Source organism: Haloplanus sp. GDY1 (assembly GCF_023703775.1).
In the GTDB taxonomy this organism is placed as follows: Archaea; Halobacteriota; Halobacteria; order Halobacteriales; family Haloferacaceae; genus Haloplanus; species Haloplanus halophilus.
The window spans coordinates 988249-1005647 of sequence record NZ_CP098514.1; the positions used below are offsets into that span (position 1 = coordinate 988249).

At 62.8% G+C, this 17399-nt stretch carries 18 protein-coding genes and 3 pseudogenes; 16 read left to right on the forward strand and 5 right to left on the reverse strand.

Annotation, left to right across the window (positions count from 1 at the left end):
* The first annotated feature begins 66 nt into the window (after window positions 1–66).
* From NBT67_RS05300 to NBT67_RS05325, 6 genes are all read left to right on the forward strand, one after another.
* Window positions 67–1740 carry a transposase gene (locus NBT67_RS05300; RefSeq protein WP_251343767.1) on the forward strand — a complete coding sequence of 558 codons (1674 nt, stop codon included), beginning with the start codon at window positions 67–69 and terminating at the stop codon, window positions 1738–1740.
* Window positions 1741–1981: 241 nt separating this feature from the next.
* Window positions 1982–2677 carry an SOS response-associated peptidase gene (locus tag NBT67_RS05305; RefSeq protein ID WP_251343768.1) on the forward strand — a complete coding sequence of 232 codons (696 nt, stop codon included), beginning with the start codon at window positions 1982–1984 and terminating at the stop codon, window positions 2675–2677.
* Window positions 2678–2869: 192 nt separating this feature from the next.
* The gene (locus NBT67_RS05310) at window positions 2870–3244 is read left to right on the forward strand and encodes a DUF5805 domain-containing protein (RefSeq protein ID WP_251343769.1); all 375 of its coding nucleotides are present in this window, start codon (window positions 2870–2872) and stop codon (window positions 3242–3244) included.
* 41 nt (window positions 3245–3285) lie between these two features.
* Window positions 3286–4260, forward strand: coding sequence for a tyrosine-type recombinase/integrase (locus NBT67_RS05315; protein WP_251344342.1), 975 nt, complete (start codon window positions 3286–3288; stop codon window positions 4258–4260).
* Between the two features lie 186 nt (window positions 4261–4446).
* Window positions 4447–4818 carry a MarR family transcriptional regulator gene (locus NBT67_RS05320; protein ID WP_251343770.1) on the forward strand — a complete coding sequence of 124 codons (372 nt, stop codon included), beginning with the start codon at window positions 4447–4449 and terminating at the stop codon, window positions 4816–4818.
* Window positions 4815–5165, forward strand: coding sequence for a type II toxin-antitoxin system PemK/MazF family toxin (locus NBT67_RS05325; RefSeq protein ID WP_251343771.1), 351 nt, complete (start codon window positions 4815–4817; stop codon window positions 5163–5165). The genes NBT67_RS05320 and NBT67_RS05325 overlap by 4 nt, the downstream gene beginning before the upstream one ends.
* Window positions 5166–5225: 60 nt before the next feature.
* Here the strand turns inward: NBT67_RS05325 and NBT67_RS05330 are convergent, their stop codons facing one another.
* Window positions 5226–5708: a hypothetical protein gene (locus tag NBT67_RS05330; RefSeq protein WP_251343772.1), complete on the reverse strand. Its 483-nt coding sequence runs from the start codon at window positions 5706–5708 to the stop codon at window positions 5226–5228.
* Window positions 5709–6228: 520 nt separating this feature from the next.
* Here NBT67_RS05330 and NBT67_RS05335 point away from each other — a divergent pair.
* Window positions 6229–7898 (forward strand): annotated as a pseudogene (locus NBT67_RS05335) (transposase).
* Window positions 7899–8155: 257 nt separating this feature from the next.
* Here NBT67_RS05335 and NBT67_RS05340 read toward each other — a convergent pair.
* A complete protein-coding gene (locus tag NBT67_RS05340) occupies window positions 8156–8500 on the reverse strand; it encodes a cupin domain-containing protein (protein WP_251343773.1) in 345 nt (114 codons plus the stop codon).
* 112 nt (window positions 8501–8612) lie between these two features.
* On the opposite strand from NBT67_RS05340, the gene NBT67_RS05345 reads away from it, so the two are divergent.
* The 8 genes and pseudogenes from NBT67_RS05345 to NBT67_RS18100 form a co-directional block, all read left to right on the forward strand.
* The gene (locus NBT67_RS05345; protein ID WP_251343774.1) at window positions 8613–9527 is read left to right on the forward strand and encodes a thiamine-phosphate synthase family protein; all 915 of its coding nucleotides are present in this window, start codon (window positions 8613–8615) and stop codon (window positions 9525–9527) included.
* A 753-nt stretch (window positions 9528–10280) separates the two neighbouring features.
* Entirely contained in the window at window positions 10281–10709 is a 429-nt protein-coding gene (nikR, locus tag NBT67_RS05350; protein WP_251344344.1) for a nickel-responsive transcriptional regulator NikR, read from the forward strand.
* Window positions 10710–10812: 103 nt separating this feature from the next.
* A pseudogene (locus NBT67_RS05355) lies at window positions 10813–10920 on the forward strand (nickel-responsive transcriptional regulator NikR); the annotation flags it as partial.
* Between the two features lie 142 nt (window positions 10921–11062).
* Entirely contained in the window at window positions 11063–11743 is a 681-nt protein-coding gene (locus NBT67_RS05360) for an energy-coupling factor ABC transporter permease (RefSeq protein ID WP_251343775.1), read from the forward strand.
* Window positions 11743–12072 carry a cobalamin transport operon protein gene (locus NBT67_RS05365; RefSeq protein ID WP_251343776.1) on the forward strand — a complete coding sequence of 110 codons (330 nt, stop codon included), beginning with the start codon at window positions 11743–11745 and terminating at the stop codon, window positions 12070–12072. The genes NBT67_RS05360 and NBT67_RS05365 overlap by 1 nt, the downstream gene beginning before the upstream one ends.
* Window positions 12069–12881 carry an energy-coupling factor transporter transmembrane component T family protein gene (locus tag NBT67_RS05370; RefSeq protein ID WP_251343777.1) on the forward strand — a complete coding sequence of 271 codons (813 nt, stop codon included), beginning with the start codon at window positions 12069–12071 and terminating at the stop codon, window positions 12879–12881. The genes NBT67_RS05365 and NBT67_RS05370 overlap by 4 nt, the downstream gene beginning before the upstream one ends.
* A gap of 68 nt (window positions 12882–12949) precedes the next feature.
* Window positions 12950–13753, forward strand: coding sequence for an energy-coupling factor ABC transporter ATP-binding protein (locus NBT67_RS05375; protein WP_343218030.1), 804 nt, complete (start codon window positions 12950–12952; stop codon window positions 13751–13753).
* Between the two features lie 42 nt (window positions 13754–13795).
* Window positions 13796–14190, forward strand: a pseudogene (locus NBT67_RS18100) (hypothetical protein); the annotation flags it as partial.
* 272 nt (window positions 14191–14462) lie between these two features.
* Here NBT67_RS18100 and NBT67_RS05380 read toward each other — a convergent pair.
* Both NBT67_RS05380 and NBT67_RS05385 read right to left on the reverse strand, forming a co-directional pair.
* Complete coding sequence (locus NBT67_RS05380; protein WP_251343780.1) at window positions 14463–15101, reverse strand: energy-coupling factor ABC transporter permease; 639 nt, start codon at window positions 15099–15101, stop codon at window positions 14463–14465.
* Between the two features lie 896 nt (window positions 15102–15997).
* Entirely contained in the window at window positions 15998–16417 is a 420-nt protein-coding gene (locus NBT67_RS05385) for a hypothetical protein (RefSeq protein ID WP_251343781.1), read from the reverse strand.
* Between the two features lie 97 nt (window positions 16418–16514).
* Between NBT67_RS05385 and NBT67_RS05390 the strand changes: the two genes are divergently transcribed.
* A complete protein-coding gene (locus tag NBT67_RS05390) occupies window positions 16515–17117 on the forward strand; it encodes an LURP-one-related/scramblase family protein (protein WP_251343782.1) in 603 nt (200 codons plus the stop codon).
* Window positions 17118–17205: 88 nt separating this feature from the next.
* On the opposite strand, the gene NBT67_RS05395 is transcribed toward NBT67_RS05390, so the two are convergent.
* Window positions 17206–17379, reverse strand: coding sequence for a hypothetical protein (locus NBT67_RS05395; protein WP_251343784.1), 174 nt, complete (start codon window positions 17377–17379; stop codon window positions 17206–17208).
* Between the last annotated feature and the right edge of the window lie 20 nt (window positions 17380–17399).

The following is a 17399-nucleotide window of genomic DNA, read 5'->3' on the forward strand; positions in this document are numbered from 1 at the left end:
CAACCCAGCACGCTATGAAACACCAAAATTCGCCGCTGTCAGTGCCAGGCGGTGCACAGATGAACAATGACAGACGACAACCAGAACGAGTGCAAGTCTCGTTCCAAGATCGAACAAGACGCGATCAACCACATCGACGATGGCGCTGACGTCATCGAACTCGTCGCCGGCCTCGATTTCAGCCCGTATCAAGATCAGGGCGACACCTACGACGAGTCTGACGATTCCTTCCCCTTCGACCCGATGGTACGGGCACTCTTCCTCAAAGACCTCATGGGGTACACGGGGGTTGAGCTCCATACTCGACTGACCGAGAATCCAGATGAGGCAGCAGCGCTCGGCTTCGACGAAGTGTCTTCCCGGACGACGCTCGACCGAACTCCAGGAAGACGGCTGAGCGATGAGTTCCGTATCCAGATCCAACACACCACTCATCGCATCCTCGAGTACGCCCACGAGCAGGACAATCCAATCGGCCTGAAATCCCTCGAGCCCGACGAGAAAGACGACGTCTCAGAGCGCACTGAGGACCGCCACATCAAAGAGAAGACCCTCGAAGTATCCGAGGAGCTTCGCGGACTATTGTACGGTGCTGTTGACCTAGACCGCCCAGAGTCCGGCAGACAGTATTCGACGAGCGGACTCCTCGGCCTGGAGAGCGTCATGAGTACCGAGGCGTGTGCGGCCGGACAAGGCAGCGAACTCTACAACAACGCCCCAAAGGGCGTGAGTGCCCCCGACGGGGAGACGCTGCTCCATTACCTTAAGCAACTGGACGTCGAGGAGGTCTGTGAGATAATCCAGGCCGGTGTCGATGTCCAGTTGAAATCCGCACGGCGGCACCTCGAGTTCACTCGCCCCGCCGAACTCGCGATCGACATGACGTACGTCGCCTACTACAGCAACGATCGAGAAGCTCTGAACTACGGCGAAGACGACGACCAAGTCGTGGTGATGGGGGCACCCCCCTCGAAAGGCTACGATTGGTGCATGAAGTTCGCGACCGCCGCAATCGTCGGCGACAACGTCCAATTCATGCTCGCAGTCCGTCCCCACACCAAGGGCCAAGGAATCGGCGAACTGGTCCGCGAGCTCATTGCAGCAGCCAGCGAACACGTGAGCGTCCAGCGAGTGTACGCTGACGCCGAATTCTACGCCGTCGACACAATCCGAGCGCTCCAAGCCGCTCGCACTGACTTCGTGATTCGTGTGCCTGCGAACGAGCGCGTCAAGCGGTGGATTCGGCGCGCGAATCACGACGTCTGGGTCAAGAAAAACAAAACCATCTACGGTCGCACCCCCGAGAAATCGAATGGGGCGGTACGGGCCACGCACGTGGGCGTGCCGAAGCGCACGAACCCGGAGAAGACCGTCGTGTTCGCCACCAACAGTGAGGTCGACGACGAGATAGCGCTCGACCGCCGAGAAACCAAACGCAAAATCAACCGTTATCGGCGTCATTGGGGCCTGGAGACGGGATATCGCTGCATCACGGACTTCTTCCCGTGGACGACCTCGAAGGAGTATCAAGTCCGGTTGTTCCATTTCGGGTTCGGCATGTTGGTCTACAACATGTGGCGGCTCGTCGACTTCCTCGTCCAACTGGACCTTGACTCTGAGCAGCGCAGTAAACCGCGACTGAAAGCAAAGCGATTCCAGAACCTCGTCGCCCGAATCCTCAGCATGTACGGCTACCCACTCACGCCCGGTCGGGTTCGCCCAGCGGCGAGTCACAACTAAACACAGATCCCCGCAATTCGTCCGCTCTCGCGGAAAAATTCGTTCTACACCGAACTATCGTTCGGCAGGCCGGCATGAGATCGTCATTGTAGCGCTTTCAAGCTCAAATCCCGGCCAGTTTTCAGCTACTCCCATGCACATTCGAAACCACTGCCCGGAGATTGTATATAGCGATATGAAGTTTATGTGTCGGCTAGGCGGTGCCGAGCGGTTTATACTCGGCTCGGTCGAACGACGGGGTATGTGCGGGCGGTACACCCTGTTCACGCCGGCGGAAGAACTGGCGGGTCGCTTCGGAACCGCCGTTCCGGACCTCGAACCACGGTACAACTGCGCGCCGGGGCAGGACCTCCCGGTCGTGACGGGGGAGGACCCGACGCGAATGCGGCGCCAGCGGTGGGGGTTGATCCCGTCGTGGGCCGACGAGGCGTCGACGGACCTCATCAACGCCCGCGCGGAGACGCTGACCGAGAAGCCGAGTTTCGCGGACGCCTTCGAGCGACGGCGGTGTCTCGTCCCGGCCGACGGGTTCTACGAGTGGGTGGATCGCTCGTCGGGGAAGCGACCGTACAGGGTCGCCTTCGAGGACGACCGCCCGTTCGCGATGGCGGGGATCCGGTCGCGCTGGGAGCCGCCATCCCGGCAGACCGGCCTCGGGGAGTTCGGAGACGGCGAGGTGGCCGGCGACCCCGAGCCGGTGGAGTCGTTCGCCGTCGTGACGACGGAACCCAACGACGTCGTTTCCGACCTCCACCACCGCATGGCGGTGATCCTCGATCCGGACGCGGAGTCGACGTGGCTTCACGGCTCCGTCGAGGAGGCCGCCGACCTGCTGGAGCCCCACCCCGCCGAGGAGATGACGGCCTACCCGGTCTCGACGCGCGTGAACGATCCGCAAACCGACACGGCCGAGCTGATCGAGCGCGCGGCGGAGTGAGTGTCGTGGTACCACCAAACACCCGTTCAAATTTTGATTTGTGATTCCAGTCCCATCTGTTGCCGAAAGATATGCCTATTTGCACAAATAACCGAAAGTTCGGGGTGGTATTGTGACCCCACGAATACAAATAAGGACAGTTATCTTCGTCAGTGGGACTACTTTGATTAGGGCGGCGAACCCAGGGGGTGTATGGGAGACGACGCCGTTCCGGTGAAGACGTACGTCCCGCCCTACCAGAAGGAACGCTGGGAGGAACACGCCGACAGACTCGGGATGAGTCAAAGCGAGTTCGTCCGGACGATGGTGCAGGCCGGCAGACGTGACTTCGAGGTTCCCGAGCCGCCGTCTCACGACGACGGCGGTGGAGCGGGGAGTTCGGGGCTCGAACCCCGGGTGAGAGAGGCACTCGACGCGGAGGACGGCCGTTCGTGGGACGACCTGCTCGAACGGGTGACCGAGGACGTCGAGGACCGCCTGGAGGAGACCCTCCAAGAGCTACAGGAGGAGAACGTCGTCCAGTACAGCGGGCGGGCCGGCGGCTACCGACTCGTGGAGGACTCGTGAGCGACGACGTCGACGACGCCGTGGGCTACTTCCTGCAGGATATGACCTTCCACGGCAAGACCGACCGCACGCGGGCGGCCTACGAGCGCGTCCTGCGGGACTTCGAGGCGTTTCTCGACGCCGACCGCGGCGTCGACGGGCCAGCGGAGGCGGCCCACAGGGACTGCATGGCGTGGATCCACGGGTTACGGGGGACCGTCGCGGAGAGTACCGTCGCCACCTACGCGGCCTATCTCCACCGGTTCTACGCCTACATGACCCAGGTCGGCGCCTTCGACAGCAACCCGATGACCCTCGTCGTCGAGGAGATGGACGAGCGCATCAACACCGATCCGACCCGTCGCGAGATATCCCTGCCCGAGATGCGGGAGTTCGTCGCGGGCGTCGCGCACCCGCTCGACCGTGCGCTGTTGCTCACCATGCTCAAGACGGGCATCCGGGTCGGCGAACTCTGCAATCTGGACCTCCGCGACCTCTCGATTCCGACGACCCGGGAGGAGCTGGGCGTCTCGATCCGACCGCAGCTCGACGGCCGCGGGGACGCCCTGTTCGTCGCCGCGGACCGGGCCGTCGGCGACGTGACCGACGGCGAGCGCCGGACGGCGGCCAACAAGCGCAAGCGCGCGACGGTGATCCCCGTCGACGGCGAACTCCGCCGGACGCTCGTCCGGTGGCTGGCCGTCCGCCCGGACCCCGTCTCCCGGGCCGAGCCGCTCTTTCTCAGCACCGCCGACAACTGGGGGCGGCGGGTGACGCCCCACATCGTCCACCACACCGTCGAAACCCACGCGAGCGACCGTGGCTGGCACCACGACGGCGGCGGAGCCGAGGAGAACGTCACGCCCCACTACTTCCGGCACTTCTTCACGACCCACCTTCGCGACCGGACGGGAGACCGTGGGATCGTCAAGTACCTCCGGGGCGACGTCGCGAGCGACGTCATCGACACCTACACCCACGACTGGGGCGACCGCGTCCGCCGAACCTACGCCGAACACATCTACGAACTGACCTGATCGCCGTCGCTCTCACCATATATAAATCGTATATCGCTATATCAAATAATCATCGCAGGAGTTGAGACTGGTCGTCTCAAATACGGTTCTCGAACTCCTTCGCGATGGACAGTAATTCACCTTCAGCAATTTCGTAGCTTTCACACCTAACACTCTTTACAGCGCATGGCGTACCTCCTTTCAACGATGTCCATCGACCGAGATATGTTCGAGAACACGAGCGAGGACGAGCTCGCGGATCTTTCGGTCCCTGATCAGGTTCTCGGGTTTCTCGCCGCCAACGAGGATCGGGCGTTCAAGGCGCGCGAAATTGCCTCTCAGATCGGCGTTGAGGAGGGGGCGGTGAGCACTGCACTCTCACGATTGAAGGATCGCGGTCTGGTCGAACACAAGGCGACGTACTGGGCGATAACCGACGACGCCGAGCGCCTCGAAGGATACAGCGGCTACGAACGGGCGACCGCACTGTTCAACGACCAACTCGGTACAGAGGATAAGGAGACGTGGCGCGAGCACGCACCGCAGAAGCCCCACCCGAGCGTCAAGGATGAACAGTGACCGACGAAGGGACACCGATCTTTGAGCGTGGCGATGTCGTCTACGGCGATGACCCGTTCAAAGGCGAAGAAGACGCTCGTCCCTGGCTTATCCTCTCGAACCACGAAGGCCGTCCGTTCTACGGCGAGCAGTATATCGCAGTAACACTAACGTCGAAGTCTTGGATGGATGGCCTCATCGCCATTCCTGAGGAGAGCTGGCTTCGTGGCGGGACACCGGACGAGAGTCGGATCGTCCCGTGGGGCGTCCAATCCATTGACCACGAGGATATCGACTTCTGGCAGGGGTGTCTTGCCGGAGATCTCGTTGACGAGACGGTTGCTGCACTCGTTGAGGAGCTTCAGTAGCATATACACCATATTCTCATTCAGGAAATGGCCAAGTGACGCAGCTATAGGGTAGCTTGCCTATCGTCCAACGAATCGTCGGTAGAACGTTGTCTGAACCCCGTACGCTAGGTACCCAGCCACGCCGAGCGCCAAGACAAGCGGGATAAGGGGCAAAATGAACGACGAAGTAAACCCGAATGGAGACACCCCGACTGTATTGAGTGCAACCATCCCGAGAGTCATCACCAGACTGATTGCGAGAAGAGATCCAATCAGGAGGACAATAAACTCTGCAGATCGATCCCCACCACGTTCCGTATCAGTCATCACATAGCCAGCAATCGCCCCGAGACACACGGCCAAGACGATTCCAGGGCCACCACTGAGGCTGTAGTTGGTCTGCGTCGCGGCGAGATATCCACCATACGTGATGAAGCCGATGAACCCGACCAGTAATCCAGCAAACGCCCCTTTGACTGCGCCCAGAAGTCGGGTCCGATGATGACGGTACCACTCGGTCTCGACTCGATAAGCAAGCAGGTACGACCCGACGAAGACCAAGACTGCTGTCAGAGTCGGTAGGACAAAATATGGCATCGAAAAACAGTTGATCTCCGAGGAGCCACTGGAACGCCATTGTTGGGACAATAGCGAGCGCCCAACCAGCAAGAAGCGACCCCACGAAGATGACACGGTTTCGATGTGCCGACGCTGATGTCGTCGCTCGACCACTCGTCACCCAGCGGTAGCCGCCGATGCCGCCGACGAGGAGGCCTAGTGGGGCTGCGAATTGAATCGACGTCACCCAACTCGGTGGCAAAAATGCCTCCGTCGTTGCATGGTAATAGTTTCCGAAGAGTCGGCCAAGTGTATCGAGAACGAACGTCTGGACTAAGCCCCATTGAAGTGCAGCTACGAGTGCTTGCTTTTGTGTGGAAGGAGCACCTCGGGAGGGCATATCTGGGAGTTCTTCTCTCGGTGATTAGAACGTGTTGGTGGTGGTATCCTACAGATGATGAACCGGCTCTCTGTACCGACCGGTTGGATGGATTCTTGAGTGCGTCGCTGGCAGTCTCTCGTAGTGACCACGGTCCGTAAGTCTCGCCGAGATGTCTTTCGACGATTGCTAAACGGCCTCACACTGATTGGCCAGTATACGATGCGACACCGCTGTACGAGCGAAGCTCTCTTGCCGGGCTGGAGTCTGATATTAGGGTAGTCTCGCAAACTTGGCTCAAGCATAATCGCCACGAGTCGGTGGAGAACTTCGTCTGTGCACTCCCGTTGGCGTATTTTGGATTCGCCACCCACGACCGCTACGTGGGGTCGACTCGCTACGAGATAGACACGCTCTTTCGCGTGTTCTTGCTGAAAGAGCTCCACGGGTGGGCCCACGAAACCGCACTGATCGAGTATCTCGAGTGTCGCCCGGTGCTCTGCGAGCAGTTGGGCTTGGAAAGTGTCCCGGACCAGTCGACGCTGTGGCGCAGCTGGCACAAACGATTCACCACCGACCTTCGCAGTACCGTCGAGACAGCTGCGCGGACCATCCTCATCAAGGCCCAAGACGCGGATGTCGCAGTCCCGCGGAACCCAGAACGCCATCTTCCATCTCGCGGTGACGAAGGGGACGAATCGGACCCGGACGATCAAGCTGTCCTCGACGAAGCGGCAACGACTACGGAGCACGTCAGTCGTATTGTCTTCCCGGCATTCTCACTGGATCGAGGTGAGGGCTGTGAGATTCACGAGAACGCTTACTGGGACCTGCAGACGTATCTCGGACTTCGTGAGCGCCTCGCGGCCAACGAGGGCGCTCGGAGTTTCACCTACGAGTCGACTCGTGAGCGGACACCGTTAGCCCATCGCGAGCAAGTTCGTGACCTCTCAATTGCGGAGACCCGAGAGATGTACCGACAGGCCGTCAGCAGGCTCCTGAGCGAAGTCGCGGAGACAGAGGAGCTCTTCCGAGCCGGAATTATCGCCATCGACATTACTGAAGCGGACCCGTTCACTGGCGATAGAACGGGCCACGAAGACGAAATCATCGGCACGAAGGAGAAAACTGACGAGTACGCCTACCAGTGGGCCACCGTCCAGTTAGTAGGGAATGCAGTGCCGATTGTGCTAGACGCACGGCCAGTTCGGAAGGGAGAGTCCCGCTTAGAAATCGTTGAGGACCTCTTGAATTCAGCCGAGGAGCTGGTTCACGTCGATAACGTACTGATGGACCGGAAGTTCGACAGCCAGCACGTCCTGGAGATGCTCAGCCAGCGCGGGCTATCGTACGTTGTTCCAAAGCGGATGCAGACCAGCGAGAAAGCGCAGGCCAAGCGGTTGCTCCAACGAGATCGGGATCGACACGAGACCGACCGGAAGCTCCACCTCGGGAAGAACGAATGGCACGAGACGACGCTGATCTACCGCCGGAAAGAGGACTCCAAGCAAGACGATCACCGACAATACTCGGTCTTTATGTCCAATCACGGTGGGAGTTCTCTGAGTGAGTATGGCTATCGCTGGGAGATCGAGAGCGGCTACAAATCGATCAAGCGATTCATAGCTGCGACGACGTCGAAGGATTTCGGACTCCGGTTCTTCTACTTCGCGTTTGCCTGTTTGTTGTACTCAATCTGGCGAGCGGTCGATTTGCTCGTGCAGGTTGAGTTGACCGGTGAGTACGAGCATTCGCCGATCGTAACAGCCGACAATACACTGACACTGCTGAAGAAGGAGACTGGAATCGGGTAGAGAGGCACTCGATCTGGGTTAGCGCGGCATCTGAGTGGCGACACTATCCGAGGTCTCGGAAATGCTCCGAATTAGTTTCTAATTCAACATAATCCCCGTTTGGAGAGGGATCTGCAGCAGGTTCCGCTCGTCGATTCAGCTGAAACTACGCATCACAGCCCCGCTAAGCCCACTGTAGTCTCAACTTCCAGTCATCGCGACCCCTCGGCTACCGGTTCGTAATCGGTCGGAAATCGAGTTCGCGGGAGGACCCCTCCTCACTCGCGATCCGTCCAGAAGTCGAACGACCGCCCGGGAGCGAAGGCGTCGAGGCCGACGGCCGTCTCCTCGCCCGTGTTCTCGACGCGGTGGGCCTCCCAGGGCTCCAAGTGGACCGAGTCCCACCGACCGAGGGTCGCCTCGTCGTCCTCGGTGTAGACCGTGAGTTCCCCCTGCAGAACCAGACAGACCTGTTCGTTCTCGTGGTCGTGCATCGGCGAGGAGTGGCCCGGCGGCTTCTCGAACCACTCGAAGCTGAACCGGTCGCTTCCGGCCATCGACACCCGCCGCCACCCCTCGTCCGGTTCGTACGTCTCCGCGCCGTCGAATGGGACGTGTCGCATGGCGCTCCCGTCGGTGTGACCGAGCTAAAGCCTTGGGAAGCGAGGCCGTGACCATATAAACCGCGCCGCCCCGACGTGGAGGTATGGAACGCGGGACACGGGCGGTGGAACGGTGACGGTGCAGTTGCCGAGTCAGATCGTCGTCGATCGATTCCTGCCGACCGCGCGGTCGATGCTCGCGTCGGCGCTCTCGGAACGCGGCTTCGCGCAGCGCGACATCGCCGATCGACTCGGGGTGTCGCAGGCGGCCGTGAGCGGGTATCTCGCCGGGGAGCGCGGCGAGGAGGAGCGCTTCGCGGAGCACCCGCGGATGCAGGCGACGGTCGAGCGCATCGCAGACGGCTTCGAGTCGGGGCGGATGGACGACTACGAGGCGCTGGCGGAACTCCTGGAACTCGTCCGGGAGTTCGAGGACCGCGGGCCGATCTGTGCGGTCCACGAGGAGGAGATGCCGGCGCTGGAGGGCATGGGGTGTGACCTGTGCGTGCGCGGCCGCGACCGCGCGGTACAGGCCGAACGGGACGTCCTCTCGAACGTCCGGCGCGCGGTGCGGACCTTCGCCAACGCCCCGGCCGTCGCCGCCCACGTGCCGAACGTGGGGACGAACGTGGCGATGGCGCTCCCCGAGGCGACCGACGAGACGGACGTGGCCGCGGTTCCCGGTCGCATCCACGCGATGCGCGGCGGCATCAACGTCCCCTCGAACCCGGAGTTCGGCGCCTCCCAGCACGTCGCGACGACGCTCCTCGCGGCGGCCGCCGCCGATCCCTCGATCCGCGGCGCGGTCAATCTGGCGACGAGCGACGACCTGCTCGCGGCCGCGCCGGAGGACGCCGTCGCGTTCGACGCGGACTACGAGGACCGACGGGACCGACTGGAGGCGCGCTTCGCGGACGGCGTCCCCCGGGTCGTCTACCACGAGGGCGCGTTCGGCATCGAACCGATCACCTACGTCCTCGGTGAGACGGCGGTCGAGGCCGTCGAGACGGCCACCGACCTGATCGCCCGGGCGAACCGGGAGGCATGAACCGTACGTCGCGATAGGAACTGCGGACCCGTGGTTGCGAACGACGGCGGTGACGGTGGATCCGGGCCGTCGGCCGGCAGTATGCCTGGCTTCGTGGTCCTTGGCCACGAGGACTTCGCCACCCTCGGACGAACACGGCGCGGACGCCTTCCAGAAGTTCCGCGCGGAGAACGGCCGGAAGTTCAAATTTAGCACGTTCCCGAAGGGCAGCGTCGCGTTCGTCCTGCTCCAGTACTGGCTGCGCGAGGAGCTTGGCGTCTCGCCGGATCTCGTGGAGATCGAGCCGATGGCCGGGCAGCCCCGTCAAGCGGTCGCTACTCTCCGGGAACGTCGACGGCACCGTCATCATGGAGCCGATTCCGACCGCCCTCGAAGCGAAGGGTGCCTCCCTTCGAGCGGCTCACGTGGGCGGGGTCGTTCATGTCCGGCTAGCCCGGCGGCATCACGTTCGTGCACGAGCGGCTCTGGAGCGACACTCCGGACCTCGCAAAGTCCGTCGTCGAACAGCACACCCGCGCCACCGAGACGGTTCGGCAGCAGCCGAAGGTCGCCGCGAAGGCCGTGAGCGAGGCCAAAGGCGACAAGCTTCCGACGACCTCCGAATTCGTTTCAGCAACACTCCGCAATTTCGAGGGGACTCAGTCTCCCTTAGAGTGCCGGCGTCCCACTATCGTGGACGGTACGTTCGGAATCGCCGTGCTGTCGCAGCTGGGGATGATAATATTTAATATTTCATTCGGCCTCCATTGTTATATGAGCGTGGTCAGCGTCTCGATGCCGGAGGAGTTGCTCGATCGAATCGACCAGTTCGCGGACGATCACGGCTATACTGGTCGCAGTGAAGTGATTCGTGAGGCGAGTCGCAACCTCCTCGGTGAGTTCGAGGATAAGAAACTCGAAGATCGGGACTTGATGGGCGTCGTCACCGTGGTTTTCGACTACGAGACGACGAGCGTCGAGGAGAAGATGATGCACCTCCGTCACGAACACGAGGACATCGTCGCTTCGAACTTCCACAGTCACGTCGGCGGCCATCATTGCATGGAACTGTTCGTTCTCGAAGGGTCGCTCGAGGAGATCTCGACGTTCGTCGGGAAGATCCGAGCCACGAAGGACACGCTCACGATCGACTACTCCGTGCTGCCCGTCGACGACTTCGGCCCGCTGGCCGATATGAACTGATACTGTTCTGCCCCTCTCGCCGGTTAGCAGCACCGGTGGTTCGACTCGCGCGCCGAAGACTCCGGGGCGATCTACGTCGCGGACGAACACGGCTCCGCCGGAGTACGACGACGTCCTGGGATTCATCGGAACCGTTCGAGGAACAGACGAGTCCGTTTCAGTCGAATACACGGTCGTACCCGTCGACGTCATGACCGCACGGATAAGCGAGCGATGGTGGAAACAACTTGCGTCGACGGAAGTCGACTCCCTTCTCTACCAAGACGCACATCCATCCTATGCCATAGTTATTATCTACTTCGTTCTAGTACAGTAGCTTTATTATAATTGCTATCAAAATTAGCAAACTGAAGATGGCACACATTCACCTCGGAGAAGGCTCGTTCCCGCTATGGGCGCTGGTACTCTGGACGCTGCTCGGCGTCGGACTGATCAGTACCGTCGTCTACCGGGTCCGGAAAGGCGGCATCGAGACACACCAGATCGCGCTCGCGGGCATCGGCGCGGCCGCGAGCTTCGCGATCTTCCAGTTGAACATCCCCGTGTGGGGTGGCATCCACATGAACCTCACCGGCCTCGTGGGGATTCTCGCTGGGCCGCTGCTCGGGGCGCTCATCGCACTCGTCGTCAACATCTTCTCGGCAGCGCTCGGCCACGGTGCGGTCGGCCTCCTCGGCGCGAATACGCTCGTCAACGCGAGCGAAGCCATCGTCGCCTACTACGCGTTCAAGACCCTGATGGGGATGGACTGGGACGTCTTCCCCGCCAGCGCGAGCGCCGCGACGCTCGGCCTTTCCGCAGGCGCGTTCCTGATGGGGGCGATCATCGTCGTCAGCGGCGTGAACGGGAGCGCGCTGCCGCGTGGTGACCTGACGATCGCCGTCGCTGGACTCGTCGGGCTCAACCTCGGCGTCGCCGTCATCGAGGGCCTCCTGACGGGCTTCATCGTTCAGTTCCTCGCGTCCGTCCGCCCCGACCTCGTCGGTCTCGTCGACCGTGACACCCAGGAGGAGCCGACCGGGGTGACGGCCTGATGCAGCGCTGGAAGCAGTACGGTGGCCTCCTCGGACTGTTCGCAGCCTTCCTCTCGGCCGGCTACTGGGGCTTCACCGCGACGGGCGGCGCACTGCCGTGGGCCAAACGCTCCGCGAACGCCCTCCAGCGCGGTGTGCAGGAGGGCGGCGGTTCGCTCGTCGACTTCGGCCGCGGTATCGTCGTCGCCGGACCCATTCGGAAGGGCGGGCTGATGCTCGAATTCGGCGCGCTCGTCCTCGTACTGGTTGTCCTCGGCATCGGACTGTACGTCTACGTCGACCGCTACGGCGGCTTCGAGGACGGAGAACGCTCGCCCCGATACCCGTGACGACACTCTCGAACCACGTTCCCGATCCGCGGCTCATCACGGCGTTCGCCGAGCGGCGAGACGGCCCGTTACACCGCGTCAACCCCTGGACGAAGGTCGGCGTCGTCGGCGCGCTCGTCCTCGCCGTCACGGTGTTCGACCGCCTCGCGCTCCTGGCCGGACTGTACGGAGCCGTACTGGTGGTCTACGGACTCGCGGGGCTGCCATACCGACGACTCGCTGGGTGGTACACGCTCCCGCTGCTGTTCATCGTCTCGGTCGCCGGGCCGCTGGCGTTCCTCGAACCGGGGACGCCGATCGGCGGCGCGCTCTCGACGCCGCTCGGTGAACTCTCGGTCACGTGGGCAGGGCTCGTGCTCTTCGGGGAGCTCAGCTGTCGGTCACTCACGGTCGTCACGTTCGCCCTGACGGCGTCGATGACGACCAAATACACCGACGTGGCGCACCTGCTCGGACGACTACTCCCACGGCCGATCGACCAGATCGCGCTGCTCACCTACCGGTTCACGTTCGTCATGATCGAGACGCTCGAGGACCTGGTGAAAGCCGCGCTCTCCCGCGGTGCGAACCTCTCGGAGTTCTGGTCGAACAAACGGCTGTACGCCAGAATCCTCGGCATGACGATGCTGTCGGCGATCGAGCAGTCAGAACGACTCGTCAAGTCGATGGAAGCCCGTGGCTACAACGGCGACATCACGCTGTACGGCGACGTCTCGCGGCCACCGATCCACGAACTGGCCGTCGTCGCCGGCTCGTACGTTGCCGTCGTCGGCTACGCAGCGGTCGCGGTCTACGGGGTGGGACTGTGAGTCGAGACGAGTCACCGCTGGTCGATCTCCAGTGTCAGGCCCACACCTACCCCGACGGGACCGTCGGCATGCACGACGTCGACTTCTCGGTGTCTCCCGACGAAGTCGTCGCACTCGTCGGCGGCAACGGCGCCGGGAAGTCGACGCTCCTCGAACACCTGAACGCGACGCTCGTTCCCGACGACGGCGAACTCGTCGTCGACGGCACGCCGATCACCGAAGACAACGAGGCACACGCACGGAGGGAGGTCGGCTTCGTCTTCCAGGACGCCGATACGCAACTCGTCGCGCCCACGGTCCTCGACGACGTGATGTTCGGCCTCCGGAACGACGGCGTCCCCGGTGACGAAGCGAGAGCGCGCGCTCGCGAGGCGCTCGCGACCGTCGACGCGAGCCACCTCGAAGACCGCATTCCGCACTACCTGAGCGGTGGCGAGAAGCGCCTCGTCGGCCTCGCCGGTGTACTCGTCCTCGAACCGAGCGTGATCGTGCTGGACGAACCACTCGCGGGGCTCGACCCCGAGCGGTCCCGACTGGTCGCCGACCGAATCCAGCGGATTCACGAGGACGGTATCAGCGTCGTCCTGTCGACGCACGACCTCGAATTTGCCGCCGAGGTCGCAGACCGCGTCTGCGTGATGGCCGACGGCAACGTCGTTGGAAGCGGAACGCCCCGGGAGGTGTTCTACGACGACGCGCTGTTGGCGGACGCGAACCTCCACCCACCGGGTGCGGTTCGTGTGGCTCGCGATGCAGGGTTGGAGGCGACCGCACGGCCGGTGACGGAAGCGGATCTCGTGTCGCTGCTCGGGGAAGCCAACGATCTGGAACTCACACAGACACCCGCTCCGGATGGGCGCGGACACGACTGAGAGGCTTCCTCGGTATCTCGCGCCGCTTCCTCGGCGGATCGAGGCCGCGCCTTGCGGTACGCGCGGGTGATCGTGCCGGCGTTTTTCGGCCGTATCACGCTCGGCCGCTGGACGCCGTACGTCCTGGCAGTGTTCGCGGAGGCGTTTCTCGCGACGGTCGGGCGACTCTCGTCGCCGTGATCCGGTACGGAGTCGAGGACCTCGTCGGCTACTTCGTCCCGATCGTCGGGACACCACATCACACCCTGTTGCCGGGCGAACCGATCGTGAACGGACCCGTCCAGCACGTCTCCCCAGCACACGAGATCGGGACCGAGGGAGCTGGTGCGCTCACGATACCGGCGACACCGAGTGCAGTTCTGACTCGTCGGGAGAAACGGAGTAACCGACGGAGAGGCGCTTCAGCGGCCGGCAGCCAGTACCCGTCCAAGTCCTAGCGCGAGTGTGAGCGTGAGCAGAGTACCGAGGAGTGCGCCACCGAGTGTCCCAACGTGTGGTCCCAGTCCCGGTAGTGCGTATCCCGAAAGGAGGCTAAGTCCCGTCGGGACGGCGTCGGAGGCCACACCGGCGAGTGCAGCGGCGTTCTCCATCGGCTCTGCGTACCCGGTCCGCGCGGATGCCCATGCGAATGCCGGTGCGAGCACCACGAGCCCGAGGACCCCGGCAAGCGAGCGTCGTTGCCACGGTGTCCGGGCAAACGATCGGGCGCTCATACGCGAACCCCCTCCGGCTGGAGCCGTTCGGATTCGACGCCGGCGCGATCGAGAAGCCGCACGCCTGCGAGGGTGAGTACACCCTCACCGATGCCGAGGAGGAAGTGACCGCCAGTCATGACGGCGACGACCGCGAGGAACTCACCGGTGAAGCCCGGTGAGACGCCGAGTTGGAGCCCGGCAGATGCAGCGGCGGCGGTGATCCCGATCCATCCGCTGGCCACGATCGCTAGCGGTTCGTTGCGGTCTGCGAGTGCCGCGTAGACTGCGTACCCGACGTACGCCTGGACGATCGCCATGTTCCAGATGTTCGCTCCGAGTGCGAGCGCACCGCCGTCACCGAAGACGAGCGCCTGAACGGCAACGACGAGAGCGACGGCGAGTGCCCCCAAGTGGGGGCCGAGTACGACCGCGGCGAACGCACCGCCGACGAAGTGCGCACTCGTCCCGCCAGGGATGGGCCAGTTGAGCATCTGTGCGGCGAACACTGCCGCCGCGACGATCGCGAACAGCTGAATCCGATACTCGGTCAGCGAGTCACGTGTCCGCATTGCGGCGACGGCCAATACCGCACCGGTGAGCAGGACGAACGTGCCTGCCATCCACGGGTGTAAGAAGCCATCCGGTGTGTGCATCGATTTCTGATTCCGCAGGTCGCGACATATGGCTTCCGAAATAAAGTATAAACGTCCAACTATAGTCGGTAGCTATTCGGACAGCCAACCAAGTACCATCCGTTGCGCACGGACTTCGACGTCCCGGCCTGTCGAACAAGTGTGACCTCGTCCCGGAGGACTGATTCGCCGAGATGGAAGCCGTACCCGAGACACTCCCGCCAGGAGCGACGGTCATCCGAACGGAACGCGGCGCCGTCGACCCCGAGGAGCCTCCGAAGGGGACCGCTCCGGGATCGACGATCGTCCTCGAAGTGACCATCGTACGAGAGGGGCGACCGGGAGCCCTGACGTACGAGGACGCCCAGGCCGGAGGGTCACCGAATCTCGAAGCAGACGGGGAGCGGACCCACGACGTGACGTGGGACGACGATACCGCCGTGCCCCATCGGTTCGAGAGAGTCGATCAAGACGGGTGGGGAGGATCGTCCGCCGGCAGACGGGCTCCGTGCCGCGGTGGCGACGCGAAGCGTGTCACTCAGGCGGTGACGCCGAGCGTTTCTAGTTCCTCCGTGGAGTATTCAGCGCGAAGTTCTTCCGTCGAGTGTTCCTCGATAACCTCCGCTCGCTCTTCGTCACTCATCTCGGTCAGGTCGCCGAAGCAGTGACACATTGCAACCGTACCTGGGTTCCAGAGCTACTAAATTCCTGTCAGCACGTTTCTGGGGAGTTGTGTAATATGGAGTGTGAGATAGTAACTATTGGTAATTTTATCTACGAATTAATATTCGTCGAACGGTATCGGCCGAGATGACGACCGTGAAGTCACCCGTCGAGTCGACGCTGGGGGTCCCGGTGAGACCGGAAGTCCCACGTCGCCCGTTTCGGGTGGTGGTGGACTCGGCGCGGGGCGAGCGTCAGGTCGTCGCGGAGCGGTGACGAAGCGTGGTTTCGATGCCGCCGACGAGCCCGGCGACGGCGACGATCCCGATCCAGAGGAGGACGTACCAGCCGAACGGGGTTGGATCGACGGGGGTCGCACTGGTCCGGTGTGTCCGCCAGGTCAGCCCCGTCGACAGCGTGAGGAGGCTGCCGACGAGGAGGGGTGGGGAAACCGTGTCGAATCTGACGTACAGTATCCCGGGGACACTACCGAGAAGCACCATCCCGAGGACGACGTAGCCGACGTACAGCGGTTCGGTGGCGGCCGTGGCGAGTAGATCCTCGAATCCGAAATAGGTCCACAGCAGCGCGGCGATACCGGCGTGGACGATGCCAGCAGTCCCACCGACCGTGAGCGGGGACGGGATCGTATCGAGGTGGAGGGACGGCGTCATACGTGCGTCGGTGGTGTTATCTCAACGGCAAGAATCTTGCTCCGATCTACCGGCCCGAGCAGAAGGCTTTTCTCCGAACGTGAGCCATCAGTCACCCATGTCCGAGCCCTCCACGTCCGGATCGGCGTCGACCCCGTACGACATCTCCACCGTCGATCTCGACGACGATCGCTACGAGGTCACGCAGTCGGCGATCCGGAACAAGTACGTCGTCCGCGACAGCGCCGGCAACGTCGTCCTGCGCGGGAAGCAGAAGCTGTTCAAGATGAAAGAGGAGTTCCCGTTCGTGAACGGGAACGACGAGGACGCGTTCACGGTGAAAGCCGGCGGCATCATGGACGTGGCAGGGAACTACGCGATCACGGACGCGAAAACCGGCGAGGAGGTCGTCGTCCTCGACGAGGACTTTTCGCTGTTCGTGGAGAACTGGACGATCCGTGACCCCGACACGGGAGAGTCGCTGGCGACGATCCGATCGAAGAGCAAACCCCTTGCGGCGCTCCGGCATCTCGTCTCCGTCGCGAACCTCATCCCGAACAAGTACGAGATATTCGACGCCGACGGCGCTCACGTCGGCGACATCGAGGGGCAGTTCTCGTTGCGGGACACCTACACGGTCAGCATCGACGACGCCAGCACGGTCCCGAAAGAGGCGGTGGTCGCCGCCGCGTGCATCCTCGACGCTCTCGAAAACCAGTGAGCTACCGTCCCGTACGCTGTGGTCCCCCTCCCGTTCGTTGAGGGGGGGACGCGACCGGTCCCAACTACCTCGCGGTCGCAACCTCGTGTCACGGTCGGGACTCGACCCGGCGATAGATTTCGACTCGCCGCGAACTGTACTCGACGCCGTCCGTGACGAGCAGAATACGGGAACCGGCCGCCGAATAGAGCGCGACGGCGAGCAATCCTGCTGTGTCCACCACGCTGCCGTGACCGACGACGAACGGGCGTCGGGAGGGCATCCTCCGGACCGTCTTCCCCA